Origin of the sequence: Kitasatospora phosalacinea (assembly GCF_000716545.1) — a bacterium.
Classification (GTDB): Bacteria; Actinomycetota; Actinomycetes; order Streptomycetales; family Streptomycetaceae; genus Kitasatospora; species Kitasatospora phosalacinea.
Map to the genome: position 1 here is coordinate 36,831 of NZ_JNWZ01000043.1, position 21,953 is coordinate 58,783.

20 protein-coding genes and 1 tRNA gene are annotated in these 21,953 nt (G+C 74.0%); 7 read left to right on the plus strand and 14 right to left on the minus strand.

The genetic code is table 11. The features are described from left to right. Nucleotides 1-90: 90 nt before the first annotated feature. The 4 genes from OO48_RS21520 to OO48_RS21535 are packed head-to-tail and all read right to left on the minus strand — an operon-like array spanning nt 91 to nt 4,559. Nucleotides 91-1,197 carry a DegT/DnrJ/EryC1/StrS family aminotransferase gene (locus OO48_RS21520; RefSeq protein ID WP_033218762.1) on the minus strand — a complete coding sequence of 369 codons (1,107 nt, stop codon included), beginning with the start codon at nt 1,195-1,197 and terminating at the stop codon, nt 91-93. A gap of 44 nt (nt 1,198-1,241) precedes the next feature. Beyond that, the gene (locus tag OO48_RS21525) at nt 1,242-2,378 is read right to left on the minus strand and encodes a DegT/DnrJ/EryC1/StrS family aminotransferase (RefSeq protein ID WP_245194741.1); all 1,137 of its coding nucleotides are present in this window, start codon (nt 2,376-2,378) and stop codon (nt 1,242-1,244) included. A 55-nt stretch (nt 2,379-2,433) separates the two neighbouring features. Next, nucleotides 2,434-3,417, minus strand: a complete 984-nt coding sequence (locus OO48_RS21530) for an NAD-dependent epimerase/dehydratase family protein (protein WP_033218764.1) — start codon at nt 3,415-3,417, stop codon at nt 2,434-2,436. Further along, entirely contained in the window at nt 3,414-4,559 is a 1,146-nt protein-coding gene (locus tag OO48_RS21535; protein ID WP_033218766.1) for a Gfo/Idh/MocA family protein, read from the minus strand. The genes OO48_RS21530 and OO48_RS21535 overlap by 4 nt, the downstream gene beginning before the upstream one ends. A gap of 353 nt (nt 4,560-4,912) precedes the next feature. Between OO48_RS21535 and OO48_RS21540 the strand changes: the two genes are divergently transcribed. Both OO48_RS21540 and OO48_RS21545 read left to right on the plus strand, forming a co-directional pair. Next, the gene (locus tag OO48_RS21540) at nt 4,913-5,365 is read left to right on the plus strand and encodes a YwqJ-related putative deaminase (protein ID WP_081952279.1); all 453 of its coding nucleotides are present in this window, start codon (nt 4,913-4,915) and stop codon (nt 5,363-5,365) included. 96 nt (nt 5,366-5,461) lie between these two features. After that, nucleotides 5,462-5,920 (plus strand): SUKH-3 domain-containing protein, encoded by a 459-nt coding sequence (locus OO48_RS21545; protein WP_245194742.1) that lies wholly within the window; start codon nt 5,462-5,464, stop codon nt 5,918-5,920. Nucleotides 5,921-5,924: 4 nt separating this feature from the next. Here OO48_RS21545 and OO48_RS21550 read toward each other — a convergent pair whose 3' ends face one another. After that, a complete protein-coding gene (locus OO48_RS21550) occupies nt 5,925-7,193 on the minus strand; it encodes a sensor histidine kinase (RefSeq protein ID WP_051732427.1) in 1,269 nt (422 codons plus the stop codon). A 215-nt stretch (nt 7,194-7,408) separates the two neighbouring features. Here OO48_RS21550 and ppc point away from each other — a divergent pair, with 215 nt between their 5' ends. Then, entirely contained in the window at nt 7,409-10,168 is a 2,760-nt protein-coding gene (gene ppc, locus OO48_RS21555) for a phosphoenolpyruvate carboxylase (protein WP_425338568.1), read from the plus strand. Nucleotides 10,169-10,233: 65 nt separating this feature from the next. Here the strand turns inward: ppc and OO48_RS21560 are convergent, their stop codons facing one another. The 6 genes from OO48_RS21560 to OO48_RS21585 form a co-directional block, all read right to left on the minus strand. Continuing rightward, complete coding sequence (locus OO48_RS21560) at nt 10,234-10,458, minus strand: hypothetical protein (protein WP_157845503.1); 225 nt, start codon at nt 10,456-10,458, stop codon at nt 10,234-10,236. Nucleotides 10,459-10,643: 185 nt separating this feature from the next. After that, nucleotides 10,644-11,219, minus strand: a complete 576-nt coding sequence (gene pth, locus OO48_RS21565) for an aminoacyl-tRNA hydrolase (RefSeq protein WP_033218773.1) — start codon at nt 11,217-11,219, stop codon at nt 10,644-10,646. 117 nt (nt 11,220-11,336) lie between these two features. Beyond that, complete coding sequence (locus OO48_RS21570) at nt 11,337-11,942, minus strand: 50S ribosomal protein L25/general stress protein Ctc (RefSeq protein WP_033218775.1); 606 nt, start codon at nt 11,940-11,942, stop codon at nt 11,337-11,339. Between the two features lie 246 nt (nt 11,943-12,188). After that, a complete protein-coding gene (locus OO48_RS21575) occupies nt 12,189-13,169 on the minus strand; it encodes a ribose-phosphate diphosphokinase (RefSeq protein WP_033218776.1) in 981 nt (326 codons plus the stop codon). A 154-nt stretch (nt 13,170-13,323) separates the two neighbouring features. Beyond that, nucleotides 13,324-14,769, minus strand: coding sequence for a bifunctional UDP-N-acetylglucosamine diphosphorylase/glucosamine-1-phosphate N-acetyltransferase GlmU (gene glmU / locus OO48_RS21580; RefSeq protein WP_033218778.1), 1,446 nt, complete (start codon nt 14,767-14,769; stop codon nt 13,324-13,326). 112 nt (nt 14,770-14,881) lie between these two features. After that, nucleotides 14,882-14,952: transfer RNA gene (locus OO48_RS21585), tRNA-Gln, on the minus strand. 236 nt (nt 14,953-15,188) lie between these two features. Here OO48_RS21585 and OO48_RS21590 point away from each other — a divergent pair. The 3 genes from OO48_RS21590 to OO48_RS21600 are packed head-to-tail and all read left to right on the plus strand — an operon-like array spanning nt 15,189 to nt 17,776. Further along, nucleotides 15,189-16,172: an acyl-CoA desaturase gene (locus OO48_RS21590; protein WP_245194743.1), complete on the plus strand. Its 984-nt coding sequence runs from the start codon at nt 15,189-15,191 to the stop codon at nt 16,170-16,172. Continuing rightward, nucleotides 16,169-16,879: a TetR/AcrR family transcriptional regulator gene (locus tag OO48_RS21595; RefSeq protein WP_051732420.1), complete on the plus strand. Its 711-nt coding sequence runs from the start codon at nt 16,169-16,171 to the stop codon at nt 16,877-16,879. Before OO48_RS21590 ends, OO48_RS21595 begins: the two co-directional genes overlap by 4 nt. A 45-nt stretch (nt 16,880-16,924) precedes the next feature. Further along, nucleotides 16,925-17,776, plus strand: a complete 852-nt coding sequence (locus OO48_RS21600) for a DMT family transporter (protein WP_033218782.1) — start codon at nt 16,925-16,927, stop codon at nt 17,774-17,776. A 7-nt stretch (nt 17,777-17,783) separates the two neighbouring features. On the opposite strand, the gene OO48_RS21605 is transcribed toward OO48_RS21600, so the two are convergent. Next, entirely contained in the window at nt 17,784-18,581 is a 798-nt protein-coding gene (locus OO48_RS21605; RefSeq protein ID WP_033218784.1) for a methyltransferase domain-containing protein, read from the minus strand. A 118-nt stretch (nt 18,582-18,699) separates the two neighbouring features. On the opposite strand from OO48_RS21605, the gene OO48_RS21610 reads away from it, so the two are divergent. Beyond that, complete coding sequence (locus OO48_RS21610; RefSeq protein WP_033218786.1) at nt 18,700-19,194, plus strand: MarR family winged helix-turn-helix transcriptional regulator; 495 nt, start codon at nt 18,700-18,702, stop codon at nt 19,192-19,194. A 62-nt stretch (nt 19,195-19,256) separates the two neighbouring features. On the opposite strand, the gene OO48_RS21615 is transcribed toward OO48_RS21610, so the two are convergent. Together OO48_RS21615 and OO48_RS21620 are read right to left on the minus strand one after the other, a co-directional pair. Then, nucleotides 19,257-20,798: a polysaccharide biosynthesis protein gene (locus tag OO48_RS21615; RefSeq protein WP_033218788.1), complete on the minus strand. Its 1,542-nt coding sequence runs from the start codon at nt 20,796-20,798 to the stop codon at nt 19,257-19,259. Nucleotides 20,799-20,855: 57 nt separating this feature from the next. Further along, nucleotides 20,856-21,731, minus strand: a complete 876-nt coding sequence (locus OO48_RS21620) for a LuxR C-terminal-related transcriptional regulator (RefSeq protein WP_051732422.1) — start codon at nt 21,729-21,731, stop codon at nt 20,856-20,858. Between the last annotated feature and the right edge of the window lie 222 nt (nt 21,732-21,953).

The following is a 21,953-nucleotide window of genomic DNA, read 5'->3' on the forward strand; positions in this document are numbered from 1 at the left end:
GTAGGGCAACGGCCGTTCGCGTTCAGGGGCACGGGCCCACCCCGTCGGACCGCCCGGCCGGGCACCGGCCGGGCGGGCACCCGCCGCGGGTCAGCGCCGGCGCAGCGCGGCGGCCAGCGTCTCGGCGACCCGGGCCTGCTGTCCCTCGGTGATCTGCGGGAACAGCGGCAGGGTGAGCAGTTGCCCGGCGGCCCGCTCGGTGACCGGGAACGCGCCCTCCGCGTGCCCCAGGTGCCGGAACGCGGGCTGCAGGTGCACCGGGACGGGATAGTGCACGCCGGCGCCGATCCCGGCTTCCCGGAGGGCGGCCAGCACGCCGTCGCGGCCGTGCTCGACCCGGACCGCGTACAGGTGCCAGACGTGCTCGTTGCCGGGCAGGGTGCGCGGCACGGTGACGCCGTCCAGGCCGCCGAGCAGCTTGTCGTAGCGTTCGGCGGCGGCCCGGCGGAGCTCGTTCCAGCCGGGCAGCCGGCGGAGCTTGGCGCGCAGCACCACGGCCTGCAGGGTGTCCATCCGGGAGTTGAAGCCGAACTTCTCGTGGACGTACTTGCGGGCCGAGCCGTGGTCGCCGATCAGCCGGACCGCGTCGGCGAGTTCGGCGTCGTCGGTGACCACGGCGCCGGCGTCGCCGTACGCGCCGAGGTTCTTGCCCGGGTAGAAGCTGGTGGCCGAGATCCGCCCCCAGGCGCCGGACGGCCGCCCGTGCCGGGTGGCGCCCTGCGACTGGGCGCCGTCCTCGACCACCGGCAGGCCGTCGGCGATCTCCAGCAGGCCCTCCATCGGGGCGAGTTGGCCGTTCAGGTGGACGGGCATCAGCGCGACGGCCTCGGTCACCCGGGCGGCGGTCTGCTCGACGTCGATCAGGAGGTGCTCCTCGTCCACGTCCACCAGGACGGGCCGCAGCCCGGCCCGGACCACCGCCTCGGCGGTCGCCACGAAGGTGTTCGCGGGCAGCACCACCCCGCCGCCCGGCTTCAACTCCAGTGCCCGCAGCGCGAGTTCGAGCGCGTCGGTGCCGTTCGCCGTCCCCACCGCGTGCCCGACGCCGGAGAACGCCGCGTACTCCCGCTCGAATGCGGTCACGTCCGGGCCCTTGATGTAGGCCCCGCTCGCCAGCACCGCGTCGAAGCCCGCCCGGACCTCGTCGGCGATCTCGGCGTGCGAGGCGTGCAGGTCGACCAGGGGGATGTCGGTCACGGGGTGGGCCTCTCGTTGGCGGAGCCGGGGTGCAGGGGGGAGGTCTACCGTCCCAGCGCGGTTTTGAGCGCCGAGACGACGCGGTCCTGCTGTTCGTGGGTGAGCGAGTGGTACAGCGGCAGGATCAGCGTCCGCGCGGTGATCTCCTCCGTGGCCGGGAGCGGGACCCGCGCGGTGCCCTTGTACGGGGCCTCCAGGTGGGCGGCCATGATGCCGCGCCGGGCCGAGACGCCGTCGGCGGCCAGCCGGGCCAGGACCTCGCCGCGGTCGGGGGCGTCCTCGGGCAGCCGCAGCCACAGCGACTGGAAGTTGGAGGTGCCGTGCGCCGGGTCGCGGACCAGCCGGGCGGCCAGCTCCTCCCCCAGCGACTCCCGGTAGCGGTCGGCGAGTTCGCGCCGCCGGGCGACCATCGCGGGCAGCTTGCCGAGCTGGACCAGGCCGATGGCCGCCTGGACGTCGGTCATCCGGTGGTTGAAGCCGATCTCGTCGTAGGTCTCCACCACGCCCGCGCCGCCCGCGCCGGCGTGCCGGTCGGCGGCCGAGACGCTCATCCCGTGCTCGCGCAGCCGCCGCAGCCGGGCGGCGAGACCGGCGTCCCGGCAGGTGACCATGCCACCCTCGCCGGTGGTGAGCAGCTTGCGCGGGTGGAAGGAGTAAGCGGCGATCTCGGCGTCCGCGCCGGCCGGGCGGCCGCGCAGGGTGGAGCCGGCCGCGCAGGCGGCGTCCTCGACCACGGTGACGCCGCGCGGTGCGGCCAGCGCCCGGATCGCGTCCAGGTCGACGGGGACGCCGCCCTGGTCGACCGCGACGACGGCCCGGGTGCGGTCGGTGAGCAGCGGGGCGACGGTCTCGGGCGTGAGGTTGCCGGTGGCCGGGTCGACGTCCGCGAAGACCGGGACGGCGCCGACGTAGGTGACGGCGTTGGCGGTGGCGATGAAGGAGAGCGAGGGGACGACGACCTCGTCGCCGGGGCCGACGCCGGCGCCGATCATCGCCAGGTGCAGGGCGGTGGTGCAGGAGGAGACGGCGACGGCGTGCGGCACGCCGAGGTGCTCGGCGAACGCCCGCTCGAACGCGGCCACCCGGGGGCCCTGCGCGACCCAGCCGGAGCGGACCGCCTCGGCGGCGGCCTCGGCCTCCTCGTCGCCGAGCCACGGGATCATGACGGGGATGGTGGACACGGTGGTGGTGCTCCTTCGCGTCGCGCGGGACTGGCGGCCCGGGGGCCGCGCGGGGTTACGCCTGCTCGCGCCACCAGGCGACGAGCCGGCGCAGCCCGTCGGTGAGCCCGAGTTCGGGCTTCCAGCCGAGGTCGCGCTCGGCCGCGGAGACGTCGGCCAGGCGCCGGACCACGCCGCCGGCGGTGTCCCGGGCGGGGCCGTGCTCGACGTCGAGGCCGGAGTCCATGGCGGTGAGCAGCGCGTCGGCGAGGCCGCGCAGCGAGACCTCGGAGCCGGAGGCGATGTTGTAGACCCGGTCGGTGACGGGGGCGGCGGCGGCCAGCAGGTTGGCCCGGGCGATGTCCTCGGTGTGGACGAAGTCCATGGTCTGGGTGCCGTCGCCGAAGATCAGCGGGGGCTGTCCGGCGGTGATCCGCTCCATCCAGCGGATGAACACCTCGGTGTAGCGGCCGTGCACGTCCATCCGGGGGCCGTACACGTTGAAGTACCGCAGCGCGACGTAGTCGAGGCCGTACATGGCGTGGAAGCTGCGCAGCAGGCCCTCGTTGAAGACCTTGGCGGCGCCGTACAGGGTGTCGTTGTTGTAGGGGTGCTGGGTCTCGGGCGTCGGGAAGGTGTCGGCCAGGCCGTACACCGAGGCGGTGGAGGAGGCGACGACCTTGCCCACGCCGGTCTCCGCCGCGGCCTCGACCACGTCGAAGGCGCCGTCCACCATGACCTCCAGGGCGAGCCGGGGTTCGGCGGCGCACTGGGTGATCCGGATCGCGGCGAGGTGGAACAGCGCGTCGGTGCCGGGGGCGAGCAGTTCGCGCAGCAGGGCGCGGTCGCGGATGTCGCCGTCGACGACCTTCAGCTGTCCGGGGGCGGCGAGTTCCCGGGCGCGGGCCAGGTTGGCGGCGCGGCCGCGGACGAAGTTGTCGAGGACGACGACCTCGCGGGCACCGGCCTCGATCAGCTGGTCGACGACGGTGGAGCCGATGGTTCCGGCGCCGCCGGTGACCAGGCAGCGGGAGCCTTCGAGGGTGACGGCGGCGTTCATCGGGCGACGGCCTTCTGCTGGGTGGCGGGCTGGCGGGTGATCAGGGCGGCGGTGTCGGCCGCGGTGCCGGCGGTGCCGTCCACCGGGACGGTCGCGCCGCCGAGTTCGAGGCTGCGGGAGGCCGCGTGCAGCAGGCGCAGCACGCGCAGTCCGGCGCGGCCGTCGGTGAGCGGGGCGCGGCCCTCGGTGATGGCGGCGGCGAACTCGCCCATCACGTTGCGCAGCGCCTCCTGTTCGACCAGGGCGGGGGCCACCACGTCGCCGACCCGGTAGGAGATCAGGGCGCGGTGCCGGATGGCGTCGGTGAGTTCGTCGGGCGGGGTGAGGTCGACGCCGCGGTCGTGGACGGCGAGCCGGGCCTGCGGGTTGAGGTCGTCCCAGACCAGGGTGCGGCGGGAGCCGCCGATCAGGGTGGTGCGGACCTTGGTCGGGGAGAGCCAGTTGACGTGGCAGTGGGCGAGCGCGCCGTTGGACAGGCGCAGCGTCAGGTAGGCGACGCAGGCCCGGCCGGCGCCGATCGGGTCGGCGGCCTGGGCGCTGACGCCGACGGGTTCGACGCCCGGCGGCAGCACGAAGTCGAGGATGGACAGGTCGTGCGGGGCGAGGTCCCACAGCACGTCGACGTCGGGCTGGACGAGTCCGAGGTTGATCCGCACCGAGTCGAAGAACTGGACGTCGCCGATCTCGCCGCCGTGCACGAGTTCGCGGATCCGGCGCACCACCGGCGTGTAGCAGAAGGTGTGGTCGCACATCAGGACCAGGCCGCGCTCCTCGGCGAGGGCGACCAGGTCGGCGGCCTCCTCGACGGTGGTGGTGATCGGCTTCTCGACCAGGACGTGCTTGCCCGCCTCCAACGCGGCCCGGGCGAGCCGGTGGTGCGCGCCGGCGGGGGTGGCGATGGCCACCGCCTGGACCCGCTCGTCGGCGAGCACCCGCTCGTACGAGGTGGTGGAGGCGACCGTGGAGTACTCGCCGAGGACCTTCCGGGAGCGCTGTTCGTCCAGGTCGCACAGCCAGTGCAGCCGCAGCGCGGCGGTCTGCTGGGCGTTGCGGACCAGGTTCGGCCCCCAGTAGCCGGCGCCGATCACGGCCAGGCCGATCCGCCGGTCGGGTTGTTGCTCGGTGCTGCCCGGTGTGGGCACGTGTTCCCCTGGCGCCTCGTGCGCCACGACGTTCGACCCCATCGCAAGACCCCCCTTGCCGCCGCGTCGCTCGAACGGTACCGGCCCGGCCGGGCCGGTCGGGGCACAATCGGCAAAACCCGTGACGGCCACCGGGGGCGTGCGCGGCGGCGGTTCGGCCCTCCGTACACCTCCGTGCGCCCCGTGTCCGCACCCCGGCGCGGCGCGCCCCGAATCGGTTTGGCAGGCTGGACGCTCTGGGCGAGGATTCACTGTCCGTGGGTCCCGCTACCGTGCGTGATCCACACCGTCCGTCAGCAGACCCCCGGCAGCGGAGAACTGCCGGTGCGCCGCACAACGCCGAGGAGCAGTCAATGGACCAGTCCGGCCCGCCCGTGCTGCGGCACCAGCGCGACAGCCTGCTGCCCGCGGTCGCGGCCGCGCTGTCGCTGCGCGGCGGCGAGGTGCACACCCTGGCCGGCGAGAAGTCGGAGCCGGCGCCGATGCTGCACCCGCTGGTCGGCGAGTTCCTGGCGGCGCTGCCGGTGGAGAAGCGCGAGCGCTTCATGGGCCGCTGCCCGGAGGCGGCGCTGCTGTCCCAGTACCTGGGCCAGGTCGACGCGTCCCGTTCGAAGCGGGCCGCGCGCAAGCCGATGACGGTCCAGGAGGCGCGCAAGGCGCTCAAGGGCGCCCGGATGACCACGCTGCGGATCCGCGAGGAGGGCGACCCGGCGCACGGCACGCACGCACCGCCGTGCCGCTCCTGCGCCCCGCTGCTGGACCACCTGAACGTGGCCAGCGTCGCGGTCGGCCCGCCCGGCCGCTGAGCGCCGCGCGGCGCCCGAAGGCCCCCGTCCCCCGAACCACCGGAGCACGCCCTGAACGCCAGCACCGTCCGCACCCAGCCCCGCTTCCCGGCCGACGTGGCCGCCGCGCTCAAGCAGGCCGGCTGGCACCCCGGCCGCTGGGAGATCCGGCAGGCCGAGCAGTGGGCCGACGCCCTGGTCGCGTACGGCGGCCCGCTGGAGCCGCAGCACTCGGTGTTCCCGGCCGCGATCGAGGCCTGGGCCGAGTTCGGCGGCCTGGCCTTCGACGTCCCCGGGGCGGGCGACACGCTGGCCCGCACCCCGTTCCTGCTCGACCCGCGCTGCGGCCTGCACGCCCCGCGCACCCTGGCCGACCTCGGCCGCGCCCTGGACACCCGGCTCGCCCCGCTGGGCGAGGAGCTGTACGGGCAGGCCCTGCTGGCGATCGACGAGCGGGGCCGGGTCTACAGCCTCGACCACACCGGCGAGTGGTACCTCGGCCCCAGCGTCGACCGGGCGATCGGCACCCTGGTGCTGGGCCTCGCCCCGCACCGGCTGCGCACCGCGGCGGACTGACCGGTCAGCCGCCGGGCACCACCGGGCGCCGCAGCCGGGACGGCAGCACCGCCTCGACCCGGAACCCGCCGCCGTCGTCCGGCCCGGCGTGGAAGGCGCCGCCGAGCGCCACCACCCGCTCGCGCATCCCGACCAGCCCGTTGCCGCCGCTCGGCAGCGCCACCTGCGCCGCCCCGCCCGGGCACTCGTTGACCACCGACACCCGCACCCCGTTGGGCACGTACGCCAGCAGCACCGACACCCGGGCCCCGCCCGCGTACTTGTGCGCGTTGGTCAGGCCCTCCTGGACCACCCGGTACGCGGTCTGCTCGGCCTCCGCGACGTACTCCCGGCGCTCGCCGGTGACGGTCAGCGCCACCGCCATGCCCGCCACCCGGGACTGCTCGACCAGCTCCGGCAGCTCGGCCAGGCCGCCCACCGGGGCCTCCACCTGCTCCTGCGGCTCGGTCATCCGCAGCACCCCGAGGATCTCCCGCAGCTCGTCCAGCGCCTGCCGGCCGGTCTCGCCGATCAGCTTCGCCGACTGCTGGGCCTTCGCCGGGTCCTTGGGGACGATCCGCTCCACCGCGGCGGCGTGCACCACCATCAGGCTGACCCGGTGCGCGACCACGTCGTGCATCTCGCGGGCGATCCTGGTCCGCTCCTCCGCCCGGGCCCGCCAGGCCCGCTCCCTGGCCTGCTCGGCCAGCAGGGTCAGCTCGGTCTCCAGGCCCTGCGCCCGGTCCTCCAGCGACTCCACCAGGCGCCGCCGGGCCCCCACGTACAGGCCGGTCACCATCGGGGCGACCGCCATGCCGACCGCGACGAACGCCGCGATCACCGCCAGCACCCAGTTCGGCGGCAGCGGTTCGGCCGTCGGCGCCTCGGGCGGCTCCGTCATCGCGAGCAGCACCATGCCGAAGGTCTCCACCGTCGCGACCGCCGACAGCACCACCATCCGGGCCCGCCGCAGCGGCCACTCCCAGGTCGCCGCGAGCGTGTACAGCGACACCACCAGCAGCACCACGCCGAAGAAGCCGGGCACGAACACCAGCGCCACCACCACCGGCACCACCGGCCACCGGCGCCGCACCAGCAGCGACGCCCCGGCCAGCGCCCCCAGCACCACGCACACCACCGTGACCGGCAGTCCCCAGCCCAGCCGGTCCCGGAGCAGCCCGTACGCCCCGAAGGCGCACTCCAGCCCGGAGACCACCGCCAGTCCCACGTCCAGCACCGCGCTGCGCCTACGCGCCCACCACCACAGGCCGTCCCCCGCCGGCTTCTCACTCATGACCGACACGATACGCAGTCGCCCCCCGCGACCTGTCCGCCATCCGGCCACCTCTCCGTGCTGGCACCCCGTGCCACCTATGCTGTTGCCCGTCGGACAGCGCGGTCCGCACCCGTCACCCGCACCGCGGTGATGTCAGAGCCGTTGCCGAACCCCACCACCACAGGGAGACAGCCGTGACCGCTCCGGTCCCCACTCCGGCGGACAACCCCTCCGTGATCGCCGACGCGGACGACAATGCCGCGCTGCGTGCGGACATCCGCCGCCTCGGCGATCTGCTCGGGGAGACCCTGGTCCGCCAGGAGGGCCCCGAACTGCTGGGCCTGGTCGAGCAGGTGCGCCTGCTGAGCCGCACCGACGGCGAGGCGACGGCGCAGCTGCTGGCGGAGATCGACCTGGACACCGCCGCGAAGCTGGTGCGCGCCTTCTCCACCTACTTCCACCTGGCGAACGTCACCGAGCAGGTGCACCGCGGCCGGGAGTTCGCCTCCCGCCGGGCCCGCGAGGGCTCGCTGCTGTCGCAGACCGTGGACCAGCTGAAGGACGCGGACCCGAAGCACCTGGCGGACACCCTGGCCAACCTCGCGGTGCGCCCGGTGTTCACCGCGCACCCCACCGAGGCGGCCCGCCGCTCGGTGCTGAACAAGCTGCGCCGGGTCGGCGAGCTGCTGGAGCGCATCCACCGCGAGCAGGCCGCCACCGGCCGGGTCGACAGCGCCCGGCAGACCTCGGCCCGCCGCCAGGCCGACCGCCGCCTCGCCGAGGTGATCGACCTGCTGTGGCAGACCGACGAGCTGCGCATCGCCCGCCCCGAGCCCACCGACGAGGCCCGCAACGCCGTCTACTACCTGGACGAGCTGTACCGCGACGCCGTCCCGGAGGTGCTGGAGGAGCTGCACGAGGAGCTGGCCCGGGTCGGCCTGACGCTGCCCGAGGGCGTGCGCCCGCTGACCTTCGGCACCTGGATCGGCGGCGACCGCGACGGCAACCCGAACGTCACCCCGCGGGTCACCTGGGACGTCCTCAACCTCCAGCACGAGTACGGCATCAAGGACGCCCTGGCGGCGGTCGACGACCTGCGCGCCTCGCTCTCCACCTCGGTGCGCCTGGCCGGGGCCTCGGAGGAGCTGCTGGCCTCGCTGGACGACGACCTGGCGCACCTGCCGGAGCTGAGCCCGCGCTACAAGCGGATGAACGCCGAGGAGCCGTACCGGCTGAAGGCCACCTGCATCCGGATCAAGCTGGAGAACACCCGCGACCGGCTGGCCGCCGGCACCCCGTCCGTCCCGGGCCGCGACTACGTCGGCACCCGGGACCTGATCGCCGACCTGCGCCTGATCCAGGACTCGCTGCGGGCCCACCGCGGCGGCCTGATCGCCGACGGCCGCCTGGCCCGGGCGATCCGCACCATCGAGGCGTTCGGCCTGCAGCTGGCCACCATGGACGTGCGCGAGCACGCCGAGGCGCACCACCACGCGCTGGGCCAGCTCTTCGACCGGCTCGGCGAGGAGGCCTGGCGCTACACCGACATGCCGCGCGAGTACCGCCAGCGGCTGCTGTCCAAGGAGATGCGCTCGCGCCGCCCGCTGGCCCCGACCCCGGCCCCGCTGGACGCCGCGGGCGCCAAGACGCTGGGCGTGTTCACCACCATCCGCGAGGGCTTCGAGCGCTTCGGCGACGAGATCGTCGAGTCGTACATCATCTCGATGTGCCAGGGCGCGGACGACGTGTTCGCGGCCGTGGTGCTGGCCCGCGAGGCCGGCCTGATCGACCTGCACGCGGGCATCGCCAAGATCGGCATCGTGCCGCTGCTGGAGACCACCGACGAGCTCCAGGAGGCCGACCGGATCCTGGACGAGATGCTCTCCGACCCGTCGTACCGGCTGCTGGTGTCGCTGCGCGGCGACATCCAGGAGGTCATGCTCGGCTACTCGGACTCCTCGAAGTTCGGCGGCATCACCACCTCGCAGTGGGAGATCCACCGCGCCCAGCGCCGGCTGCGCGACGTCGCGCACCGCTACGGCATCCGGCTGCGGCTCTTCCACGGCCGCGGCGGCACCGTCGGCCGCGGCGGCGGCCCCTCGCACGAGGCGATCCTGGCCCAGCCGTGGGGCACCCTGGAGGGCGAGATCAAGGTCACCGAGCAGGGCGAGGTGATCTCCGACAAGTACCTGCTGCCGTCGCTGGCCCGGGAGAACCTGGAGCTGACCCTCTCCGCCACGCTGGCCGCGTCCGCGCTGCACACCGCGCCCCGCCAGGCCCCGGAGGAGCTGGCCCGCTGGGACGCCGCGATGGACCGGGTCTCCGAGGCCGCGCACACCGCGTACCGGGCGCTGGTCGAGCAGGAGGACCTGCCGAAGTACTTCTTCGCCGCGACGCCGGTCGACCAGCTGGCCTCGCTGCACCTGGGCTCCCGCCCGTCCCGCCGCCCCGACAGCGGCGCGGGCCTGGACGGCCTGCGGGCCATCCCGTGGGTGTTCGGCTGGACGCAGTCCCGGCAGATCGTGCCCGGCTGGTACGGCGTGGGCTCCGGCCTGGCGGCGGCCCGCGCGGCCGGCCTGACGGACGTGCTCGACGAGATGCACGGGAACTGGCACTTCTTCCGCAACTTCCTGTCCAACGTCGCCATGACGCTGGCCAAGACGGACCTGCGGATCGCCCGCCACTACGTCGAGCAGCTGGTCCCGGCCGAGCTGCACCACATCTTCGACCAGATCGTCGCCGAGCACGACCTCACCCTGCGCGAGGTGCTGCGGCTGACCGGCGAGTCGGAGCTGCTGGAGCACAACGAGGTCCTCAAGCAGACCTTCACCGTGCGCGACGCCTACCTCGACCCGATCTCCTACCTGCAGGTCGCGCTGCTGCGCCGGCAGCGCGAGGAGGTCGCGGCCGGCCGCCCGGAGGACCCGCTGCGGGCCCGCGCGCTGCTGCTCACCGTGAACGGCATCGCGGCCGGCCTGCGCAACACCGGCTGATCCGGCCCCGGCCGGAGACCGCGGCGGCCCGCCCCCTCGTCACCGAGGGGGCGGGCCGCCGCCGTTCAGGCCTTCTTGCGCTTGCGCAGCCAGGCGGCCGCGCCGCCGGCCACCACCACCAGGCCGCCGCCGACGGCGTACGCGCCGGCCGCGCCGACGGAGCCGGTGGGCGGCGCGAGCCGGGCGGCGGCGGGCTCGGGAACGGTGCTGGGCTCGACGGCCGCGGCGGCCTGGGCCCCCCACCCCCCGGCGGCCAGGCACAGGACGGTGCCTCCGACGACCTTGCCCACGCGCTTCGACCGGATCACGGCCCATACCCCCATAGACGGCACTTCAATCCTTGTTGTACCGGCCTCGACGGTATCGGATCCCGCGCCGTTTCTGACCCCAGGTCAGCTTCCTCCGGGCAAGCGTTGCATGAACGTTGTGTACGGAAGGCAGCGGCCTCCGGTGCGCGCCGCCCGGCCCGCCGCGGTCAGGAGTTGTAGTTCTGCTGGGCCCGCTCCAGGCCCTCGGAGAGCAGCGCCTCGACGGCGTCGGCGGCCCGGTCGACAAACCAGTCGAGGTCCTTGCGCTCGGTGGCGGAGAAGTCCTTGAGCACGAAGTCGGCGACCTCCATCCGGCCGGGCGGGCGGCCGATGCCGCAGCGCACCCGGTGGTAGTCGGGGCCGAGCGACTTGGTGATCGACTTGAGGCCGTTGTGGCCGTTGTCGCCGCCGCCGGTCTTGAGCCGCAGCGCCGCGTAGTCGAGGTCGAGCTCGTCGTGGACGGCGACGACCGCCGAGGTCGGCACCTTGTAGAAGTCGCGCAGCGCGGTGACCGGCCCGCCCGAGAGGTTCATGAAGCTCATCGGCTCGGCGAGCACGACCCGCCTGCCGACCAGCCGCCCCTCGGCGACCTGGGCGCGGCTCTTGTGCGCCTTGAACCTGGCGCCGATCCGCTGGGCCAGCAGCTCGACCACCATGAAGCCGATGTTGTGCCGGTTGCGGGCGTACTCCTTGCCCGGGTTGCCGAGGCCCACCACCAGCCAGGGGCCGTCGTACTCGCTCATGCCGCTCCTCACGCGGGTGTTCTCCGTACCGTCACATCATCCCGGACACGCCGCTGCCCCGGCTCCGTCCGCGCACGGGGCGGGACGGGGGCCGGGGCAGCGGCGGGAAGGCGGTGGTCAGGCCTCGACGGCCTCGCCGGCGGCGGCCTCGTCCGCCGCCTCCTCGGTCTCACTGGCCTCCGGAGCCTGGGCGCCGATGACCTGCAGCACGACGGCGTCGGCCTCGACGGCCAGGGTCACGCCGGAGGGCAGGGTGATGTCGCCGGCGGTGATGGAGGCGCCGGCCTCCAGGCCCTCGATCGAGACGGTGACCGACTCGGGCAGGTGGGTGGCCTCGGCCTCGATCGGGAGGGCGTTCAGCACGTTCTCGATCAGGTTGCCGCCGGGGGCCAGCTCGCCCTCGGTGTGGACCGGGATCTCGACGGTGACCTTCTCGCCGCGCTTGACCAGCAGCAGGTCGACGTGCTCGATGGAGCGCTTGATGGCCTCGCGCTGCACGGCCTTCGGCAGCACGTACTCGTCCTTGCCGTCGATCGGGACGACCAGCAGGGCGTTGGGGGTCTTGAGGGCCATCATCAGGTCGTGGCCGGGCAGGTTCAGGTGCACCGGGGTGTGGCCGTGGCCGTACACGACACCGGGGACGAAGCCGGCGCGGCGGGCGCGGCGGGCGGCACCCTTGCCGAACTCGGTGCGGGCTTCGGCGGCAAGGCGGATCTCGGACACGGCTGCACTCCTCGTGAAGCGAAGGGGTGCAGGAACGACAGAACCGCCGGGCCACACCCTCAAGTACGTTGGGGGAACGCTCGGCGGTTCGATCAAGGCGCATCGTTCTCGCGCGTCGATCACGGAGCACCTAACGGGCATCCCTCGCCGAGCAGTCTCCCTAGACTAACCGGGCGGTGGCGCGGACGTGAAATCGGCCCCCGGCTCCGTGCGGAGCCGGGGGCCGATCCGTCGGCTGACGGGGGGTCAGTGCACGCCCTCGAAGAGGCTGGTGACCGATCCGTCCTCGAACACCTCGCGCACCGCGGCGGCGATCGACGGGGCGATCGACAGCGTGGTGATCTTGTCCAGCTGGAGCTGGGCCGGGGTCGGCAGGGTGTTGGTGAACACGAACTCGCTGACCCGGGAGTTCTTCAGCCGGTCCGCGGCGGGGCCGGAGAGCACGCCGTGGGTGGCGGCGACCAGGACGTCGGAGGCGCCGGCGTCGAAGAGCGCGTCGGCGGCGGCGCAGATGGTGCCGGCGGTGTCGATCATGTCGTCGACCAGGACGCAGACCCGGTCCCTGACGTCACCGACCACCTCGGCGGACACGATGGTGTTGGCCTGCGACATGTCGCGGCGCTTGTGGATGATCGCCAGCGGGGCGCCGAGCCGGTCGCACCACTGGTCGGCGACCTTCACCCGGCCGGCGTCCGGGGAGACGACGGTCAGCTTGGAGCGGTCCGGGACGCGGTCGCCCACGTAGTCGGCGAGCATCGGCAGCGCGAACAGGTGGTCCACCGGGCCGTCGAAGAAGCCCTGGATCTGCGCGGTGTGCAGGTCCACGGCCATCAGCCGGTCGGCGCCGGCCTGGCGCAGCAGGTCGGCGACCAGGCGGGCCGAGATGGGCTCGCGGCCGAGGTGCTTCTTGTCCTGCCGGGCGTAGCCGTAGAACGGGAGGATCGCGGTGATGCTGCGGGCCGACGCGCGCTTGAGCGCGTCGATCATGATCAGCTGCTCCATGATCCACTGGTTGATCGGAGCCGTGTGGCTCTGGATCACGAAGCAGTCCGCGCCGCGGGCGGACTCCAGGAAGCGGACGTAGATCTCGCCGTTGGCGAAGTCCAGGGCCTTGGTCGGGACGAGTTCGGTGCCCAGTTCGCGGGCGACCTCCTCGGCAAGTTCGGGGTGGGCACGGCCGGAAAAGAGTTTGAGCTTCTTCTCACCGGAGGTCGTGATCCCGCTCACTGCACCGTCTCCTCGATGTATTGCCACTCTGGGTGAGTACGCCGAGGCGCGGCCGGACAGGCCCGATGGCGCACGTATGTACTTCAGGTTACGCGCCCCGGGCCGCGGTCGACGGCCGGGGACCACTCCTCAAGATCCCGGCCGCCCCGTCCGACTACTGCGTCCCACCCGCCTCGGCGGCCGCGCGGGCCGAGGCCGAACCCGGCCGCTTCCGCTCAACCCAGCCCGCGATGTTGCGCTGCTGGGCCCGCGCGACGCCCAGCGAACCGGCCGGGACGTCGTTGGTGATCACCGATCCGGCGGCCGTGTAGGCCCCGTCTCCGACCGTCACCGGAGCGATGAACATGTTGTCGGAACCCGTGCGGCAGTGGGCCCCGATGACCGTCCGGTGCTTGTTCACGCCGTCGTAGTTCACTGTGACGGACGCCGCACCGACGTTGGTGCCCTCGCCGATCGTCGCGTCCCCGATGTACGACAGGTGCGGCACCTTCGCCCCCTCGCCGAGCTCCGAGTTCTTGATCTCGACGTAGGTGCCGGCCTTCGCCCCCCGGGCCAGCTTCGTGCCCGGCCGCAGGTACGCGTACGGGCCGACGGCGGCGTCCGGGCCGATCTCGGCGCGGTCGGCCGTGGTGTTGCTCACACGGGCGCCCGCGCCGACCGGGGTGTCGGTCAGCGTGGTGTTCGGGCCGACCTCGCAGCCCTCGCCGAGGTGGCTGGCGCCGTGCAGCTGGGTGTTCGGGTGGACCAGCGCGTCCGGCTCGTAGGTCACCTGGACGTCGAACCAGGTGGAGGCCGGGTCGACCACGGTGACGCCGGCCCGCATGGCGTTCTCCAGCAGCCGGTCATTGAGCAGCCGGCGGGCCTCGGCGAGCTGCACCCGGTCGTTGATGCCGACGATCTCGCGGTGGTCGGCGGCCACCACCGCGCCGACCCGGTGGCCCTCGCGGCGCAGGATCTCCAGGGTGTCGGTCAGGTACTCCTCGCCCTGCGCGTTGTCGGTGCCGACCAGCGACAGGGCGAGCGCCAGCAGCTTGGCGTCGAAGGCGAACACCCCGGAGTTGATCTCGTCCACGGCCAACTGCTCGGCGCTGGCGTCCTTGTGCTCGACGATCGCGGCGACCGCGCCGTCCGGGCCGCGCAGGATCCGGCCGTAGCCGGTCGGGTCGGGGACGCGGGCGGTCAGCACGGTGACGCCGTTGCCCTGCTCGGCGTGCGCGGCGGTCAGCGCGGCCAGGGTGGCGCCGGTGAGCAGCGGGGTGTCGCCGGAGGTGACCAGCACGGTGCCGTCCAGCTCCACGCCGTCGGCGGCGAGCGCGGCCAGCGCGGTGCGCGCGGCGTGGCCGGTGCCGTTCTGCTCGTCCTGGACGACCTGGCGGGCGGCCGGGTAGTGCTCGGTCAGGTGGGCCTGCACCAGCTCGCGCAGGTGGCCGACCACCACCACCAGCTGCCGCGGCGTCAACTCCTGGGCCGCGCTGACCGCGTGGCCCACCAGGGAGCGCCCGCAGATCTCGTGCAGCACCTTCGGCAGGGCCTTGGACTTCATCCGGGTACCGCCCCCGGCGGCGAGCACGATCACGGCGGCGGGCTGGTTGGCACTCACTCGGGAGGACTCCTCGGTCGATGCGGGGTTGAGGGCGCACCGAGAATACCGAGCGGAAAGCAACGGAAACCGACCGAAACGGTCGGGCCGACCGGAAACCGGTCGGAACGGGCTCCGCCGCTAGGATTCGAACCCAGACAAAGGCCTCCAAAGGGCCCTGTGCTGCCATTACACCACGGCGGAAAGGGCGCGTCGCGCGCCCAGCACAGCCTACGGCTTGACGGCCCGTTGCTCCACCACCTTCCGCGAAGGCACACGAACGACGCCCCTCCCCCGGCCCGACGACGGGCCGGGGCCCGGCGGGCGAACAGTGCGACACGTCCGTCCGGGGCCCTTCCGCTTGCCCGGGCCCGCTACCTACGATGCCGTAAGTTACGGATACGTAGGTATCTGCCGGTCCCTTCACCCCCGGGAGCGCCATGACCATCCAGGCCGGGCAGGCGCCGCCGCGCGCCGCCGAGAACGACCGAACCGCCGCCGAGCGGGACGCCACCGCGCTGTCCGCCACCAGGGGCGGCGAGAAGCAGGGCGCGCTGGAGCGCCTCACCCTGTCCCTGTTCATCGCCGTGCCGTTCCTGGCCCTGCTCGCCGCCGTCCCGGCGGCCTGGGGGTGGGGGCTGTCCTGGCTGGACGCCGGCCTCGCCGTCGGCATGTACTTCCTGACCTGCCACGGCATCACCGTCGGCTACCACCGCTACTTCACCCACGGCGCGTTCAAGGCCAACCGCCCGCTGCGCCTGGGCCTGGCGGTGCTCGGCTCGCTGGCCGTCGAGGGCCCGCTGGTCCGCTGGGTCGCCGACCACCGCAAGCACCACCGCTACTCCGACAAGGACGGCGACCCGCACTCGCCGTGGCGCTACGGCGAGAGCGTGCCCGCGCTGCTCAAGGGCCTGTGGTGGGCGCACATGGGCTGGATGTTCGACGAGGAGCAGACCCCGCAGCTGAAGTACGCCCCCGACCTGGTCCGCGACCCGGCCATAAGGCGCATCTCCCGGCTGTTCTGGCTGTGGACGCTGGTCTCGCTCGGCCTGCCCCCGCTGGTCGGCGGCCTGGCCACCTGGAGCTGGCAGGGCGCGCTGACCGCCTTCTTCTGGGGCTCGCTGGTCCGGGTCGCGCTGCTGCACCACGTCACCTGGTCGATCAACTCGATCTGCCACGCGGTGGGTTCGCGCCCGTTCAAGTCCCGCGACCGCTCCGGCAACGTGTGGTGGCTGGCCGTGCTGTCCTGCGGCGAGTCCTGGCACAACCTGCACCACGCCGACCCCACCTCGGCCCGGCACGGCGTGCTCCGCGGCCAGGTCGACTCCTCCGCCCGGGTCATCCGCTGGTTCGAACGGGCGGGCTGGGCGCACGACGTCCGCTGGCCCGGCGCGGAGCGGATCGCCGCCCGCCGCGCCGCATGAGTCAGCGCCTACAGCATGATGGAGGGGTGAACGGGACCAACGGAGACAGCACCGGCCATCAACCCGCGCGCCGCGCCGGGGGCAAGGGCGGCGGCCGGGTGCGGATGACCGGCAAGCAGCGCCGCGAGCAGCTGCTGGAGATCGGCCGGTCGGTCTTCGCCGAACGCGGCTACGACGGCACCTCGGTCGAGGAGATCGCCGAGCGCGCCGGGGTCTCCAAGCCCGTCGTGTACGAGCACTTCGGCGGCAAGGAGGGCCTGTACGCGGTGGTCGTCGACCGCGAGATGCAGCTGCTGCTCGACATGGTCACCGGCGCGCTCACCGGCGGGCACTCCCGCGAGCTGCTGGAGCAGGCCGCGTTCGCGCTGATGGACTACATCGACACCTCCACCGACGGCTTCAAGATCCTGGTCCGGGACTCGCCGGTGACCCAGGCCACCGGCTCGTTCGCCTCGCTGATCGGCGACATCGCCACCCAGGTCGAGGACATCCTCGGCCTGGAGTTCAAGTCCCGGGGCTTCGACGCCAGGCTGGCGCCGATGTACTCGCAGATGCTGGTCGGCATGGTGGCACTGACCGGCCAGTGGTGGCTGGAAGTGCGCAAGCCCGGCAAGGCGGAGGTCGCCGCCCACCTGGTCAACCTCGCCTGGCACGGCCTGGAGGGCCTGGAGCGGCACCCCAAGCTGGTCGGCGACCGCAAGAACTGACGACCGGCCCGGGGCCCCCCGGGCCGCCCCGCGACAGGAGCACCCGTGGCGGTCTTCCTGCTGTCCCTCGGCGCGGCCTGCTGCCTGGGCGCCGGATTCGTCCTGCAGCAGCACGCCGCCCAGCGCGCGCCCGGTGGCGACCTGCTGCGCTGGCGGCTGCTGCTGGACCTGATGCGGATGCCGGACTGGCTGCTCGGCATCGCCTTCATGATCGGCGGCCAGGCGCTCTCCGCGCTGGCCCTCAGCCAGGGCGAGGTCACCCTGGTGGAACCGCTGCTGGCCACCAACCTGGTCTGGGCGATGCTGCTGGCCCGCCGGATCACCGGCACCCGGCTGGGCCGCTCCGGCTGGATCGGCGTCGCCCTGATCGCCCTCGGCGTCACCGCGTTCATCGCGGCCGGCCGGCCCGAGGGCGGCGGGCCCGCCGCCGGGCCGCTGCGGTACTGGCTGGTGTTCGGGATCGTCTCCGGCCTGGCCCTGCTGCTGGTCACGGTGGCCCGCCAACTGCCGCTGTTCGAGGAGGCGACCCTGCTGGCGCTGGCCGCCGGGCTGCTCTACGGCCTCCAGGACGCGCTCACCCGCGCCACCTTCGACCGGATCGACCGGGACGGGGCGGCCGCCGCGCTGGCCTCCTGGCCGCCGTACACCGTGCTCGGGCTGGGCGTGATCGGCCTGCTGCTGGTGCAGTCCGCGTTCGAGGCGGCGCCGCTGCGGATGTCGCTGCCCGCCCTGACCGCCGCCCAGCCGCTGGCCGGGATCGCCTGCGCGGTGGGCTTCCTCGGCGACCGGCTGCGCCTCACCCCGGCGGCGCTGGCCTGGCAGAGCGCCGGGCTGGTCGCGGTCGTGGTGGGCGTGGTGGTGCTGGGCCGCCACCCGGCGCTGCCCGGCGCCAGGTGACCCGCCGTCACTTCCGGACCGCGACCGCGAAGACCCGGCGGAACGGGAACAGCGTGCCGTGCTCCGTCCTCGGGTACGCCTCGCGCAGCAGCGCCCCGTACTCGGCCAGGAACTCCGCCCGCTCCGCCGCCCCGGGCAGCCGGTCCAGCACCGGGCGCAGGGTGGAGCCCTTGACCCACTCCAGCACCGGGTCGGGGCCGGGCAGCACCATCGTGTACGTGCTCTCCCAGACGTCCGCGGCGCAGCCGGCATCCAGCAGCGCACGGGCGTAGCGCTCCGGCTCGTGGCAGGAGGCGTCCGGGCGGGCGGTGGCCAGGCGTCCGCGCCAGCGCGGGGCGCGGCGCAGTTCGGCGAGCAGGGTGTGGCTGGGGGCGGCGAAGTTGCCGGGCAACTGGAAGGCGATCACCCCGCCGGGGCGCAGCGCGGCCGCCCAGCGCGGCAGCAGGTCGAGGTGGTCGGCGGTGTCGGTGTCCATCCAGTGCAGTGCGGCGTTGGAGGCGATCAGGTCGGGCCGCTCGGGCGCCGGGTCGTACGCCGTGACGTCCCGCTCCAGGTACTCGGCGGTGGGCTCGCCCCCGGCGCCGCGGGCCTCGGCGAGCAGTTCGGGCGAGGAGTCCAGCCCGAGCAGCCGGGCGTCCGGCCAGCGGCGGCGCAGGGCGGCGGTGGAGTTGCCCGGCCCGCAGCCGAGGTCCAGCACGGTGGGGCCGGGCGGCAGTTCGGGGACCCTGGCGAGCAGGTCGGCGAACGGGCGTCCCCGCAGGTCGGCGTAGCGCAGGTACTGGTCGGCGTCCCAGTGGGCGGGCATGGCGCGGCTCCCGAAGTATCTCGACGTCAAGATATTCCTGTTACCGGCGAGACTTCCTTTGTTATCTCTTGATGTCAAGAGACTTCACATCGACACACCCCCCGATACACTGATCGACATGGAGGACGAGGTCGACCGCCTGGTCGCAGCATGGCGCCGAGAGCGCCCCGACCTCGACGTGGAACCGCTTGAGGTCCTCAGTCGGGTGAGCCGCCTCGCCCGCCACCTGGACCGGGCCCGCCGCACCGCCTTCGCCGAGCACGGCCTCGAACCCTGGGAGTTCGACGTCCTCACCGCCCTGCGCCGCGCCGGAGACCCCTACCAGCTCTCCCCCGGCCAGCTCCTCACCCAGACCCTGGTCACCTCGGGCACCATGACCAACCGCATCGACCGCCTCACCGCCAAGGGCCTGGTCGTCCGCCTCCCCGACCCCGACGACCGCCGCGGCGTCCTGGTCCGCCTCACCGACGCCGGCCGCGACAAGGCCGACCAGGCCCTGGCCGGCCTCCTCGCCCACGAGCGCGAGATCCTCTCCCAGCTCGCCCCCGCCCAGCAGACCGAACTCGCCGCCCTCCTGCGCAACCTGGTCGCTCCCTTCGACCGCGCGGGCTGAAGCCCCGGCAGGGGCCCGGGGAACGGCGAGACCCGGGGTCCGCCCCCTTCGCGTTCGTGCGCCTAGAAGCCGTCCGGGTACGGGGTCGACAGGGCCAGGGGCTTGGTGCGGGCGGTCTGGTAGCCCGGGAGGAGGGCGGCCAGGCGTTCGCGGACTTCGGGGTCGGAGTTGACGGTGGCGGCGCCGTAGAGGCCGGTGAGGCCGCCGGCCAGGTCCTCGGGGACGGTGGCGTGGTCGGCGACGGTGGCGAAGATGCGCGGGTGGGCGGTGGGGAGGCGTTCCTCGTTGTCGGAGAACAGGGCCTCGTTGAGCTTCTCCCCGGCCCGCAGGCCGGTGTAGCGGATCTCCACCTCGTCCGCGTCGAGCTGCACCTGTTCGGCGAAGTTGTGCACCAGGTCGACGATCCGGACCGGCTCGCCCATGTCGAGGACGAACACCTCGCCGCCCTCGGCCATCCGCCCGGCCTCCAGGACCAGGCCGACGGCCTCCTCGATGGTCATGAAGAAGCGGGTGACGTCGGGGTGGGTGACGGTCACCGGGCCGCCGCTGCGCAGTTGCTCCTCCAGCACGGAGAGCAGCGAGCCGCGCGAGCCGAGGACGTTGCCGAAGCGGACGGCGGCGAAGACGCCGGTGCCGAGGTTGCGGGCGTCGCGGGCGTTGGCCTGGACGATCAGTTCGGCCAGCCGCTTGCTCGCGCCGAGCACGGACGTCGGGTCGGCGGCCTTGTCGGTGGAGATCAGCACGAAGCGTTCCACGCCGGTGTCGAGCGCGGCCTCCACCAGGTGGTCGGTGCCCAGCACGTTGGACTTCACGGCCTCGCTGGGGTGGCGCTCCAGCAGCGGCAGGTGCTTGTGCGCGGCGGCGTGGAAGACCACGTCGGGCCGCAGGTCGCGGAAGATCTGCTGGATCCGGGGGCGGTCCCGGATGTCGGCGATCACCAGGGACTCGTCGGTGAGCAGCGCCTCGCCCCAGATGTCGAGCTGGAGCCGGTGCAGGTTGGACTCGTCGTGGTCGAGCATGTAGAGCGCGGCGGGCCCGAACGCCTGGACCTGGCGGCACAGTTCGCTGCCGATCGAGCCTCCGGCGCCGGTGACCAGGACGCGCCGGCCCTCGATGACGGTGCGCACGTCCGGGGAGGCCACGTGGACCTCGTGCCGGCCGATCAGCCGGTTGACGTCCAGGGTGCGCATGTCGGAGCCGACCACCTCGCGGCGCAGCGCGGACAGGAAGGACGGCAGGTAGCGGACGGCCGCGCCGGCGGCGGCCGCGGCGGTGGCGAGTTCGCGCACCCGCTGGTGCGGCAGGCCGGGGATGGCCAGCACCACGACCTGGACGTCGTGGGCGAGGGCCAGGTCGGTGAGGTCGGCCAGCGGCCCGAGGACGGGGCTGCCGGAGACGTGCAGGCCGGCCTTGCCCGGGTCGTCGTCCAGGACGCCGACCGGGTGGAGGCCGAAGTCCGGGGTCCGGTCCAGGTCGCGGACCAGGGCGGTGCCGGCGGAGCCGGCCCCGACGACCAGGGTGCGCAGGCCGGTCGAGCCGGCCCGCTGGACGGGCAGGACGGTGCGGGCCCCGTGCGGGAGTGCGGCAGTGCGGTGCGGCGACATCTGACCTCCGGTCTACCTGACTCACGGAGTGGAACGTACGGGAAGGGCGGGGCTCGTTCAGCCCGTGCGGGGGCCTGCGGCGGAGGCGACGGTCGGCGGGGGGACGGGGGCCGGCGGCCCGGGCGGCTCCGAGGGGGCGATCCCGGCCCGGCGGGCGACCGCGACCGCCGCGAGCGTGGAGTGCACCCCCAGTTTGCCCAGGACGTTCTGCATGTGGGTGCGGACGGTGTGCGGGGAGAGGAACAGCCGCTCCGCGACGGCCTGCCGTCCGAGGCCGGCGACCATGCAGCGCAGCACCTCCTCCTCGCGGGGGGTGAGCGCGGCGACCAGCCGCTCGCTCTCCGAGCGGTCCCGGCGGGCCGAGGTCAGCTCCCGGATCACGCCGGTGAGCAGGGCGGGCGGCAGGTGCGTCTCGTCCCGCCGGACGCCGCGCACCACCGCCATCAGCGCGCTGAGCGAACTCTCGCGCGCCACCCAGCCGTGCGCCCCGGCCTGCAGGGCGCGGGCGGCGCGCTGCGGGTCGTCGCCGGCGGCCAGCAGGACGGCCCGCACCTGCGGGTGGGCCCGCCGGATCCGGGCGACCAGGGCGATCCCGTCGGTCAGCGGCCGGGCCTCCTCGGCCCGCCCCGCCGGCGCCTGTCGGCCCGCCGGCCCCGGTTCGGCGGGCGGCGGCTGCTGCGGCCCCGGCGGGGAGCGCCGGGGAGCGGGTAACGCGGCCGGGCCGCGGGCCGGCTGCACGGCGCCCAGGTCGACGTCGACCAGCACCACGTCGTACGGGCGGTGCTCGGTGACCGCCCGCTCCAGCGCGCGTTCGGCCGCCACCGCGCTGCCCGCCGCCCCGACGTCCACGTCGGGTTCGGCGGCCAGTGCCGCGGCGAGCGCCTCGGCGAAGATCCGGTGGCCGTCGACCACCAGGACGCGTGTACGCCCCATCGTCCTTGCCCCCCTGCTCGTGGCCCGACCCCCACCGGTGCCCCACTCAGCCTACGGGCGCGTGCCGCCGCGGCGTGGGGATTTGGTGAAGTTCCTGTACACAGGGTCTTCGGGGCCGGTGGCCGGGTCGGGGTGCGGGCGGGTCAGGCGCGGTGGGCGAGGGTGAACTCCCAGGCGTCGGCGACGATCCGGTCGAGTTCGGGGCGCTTGGGCGTCCAGCCC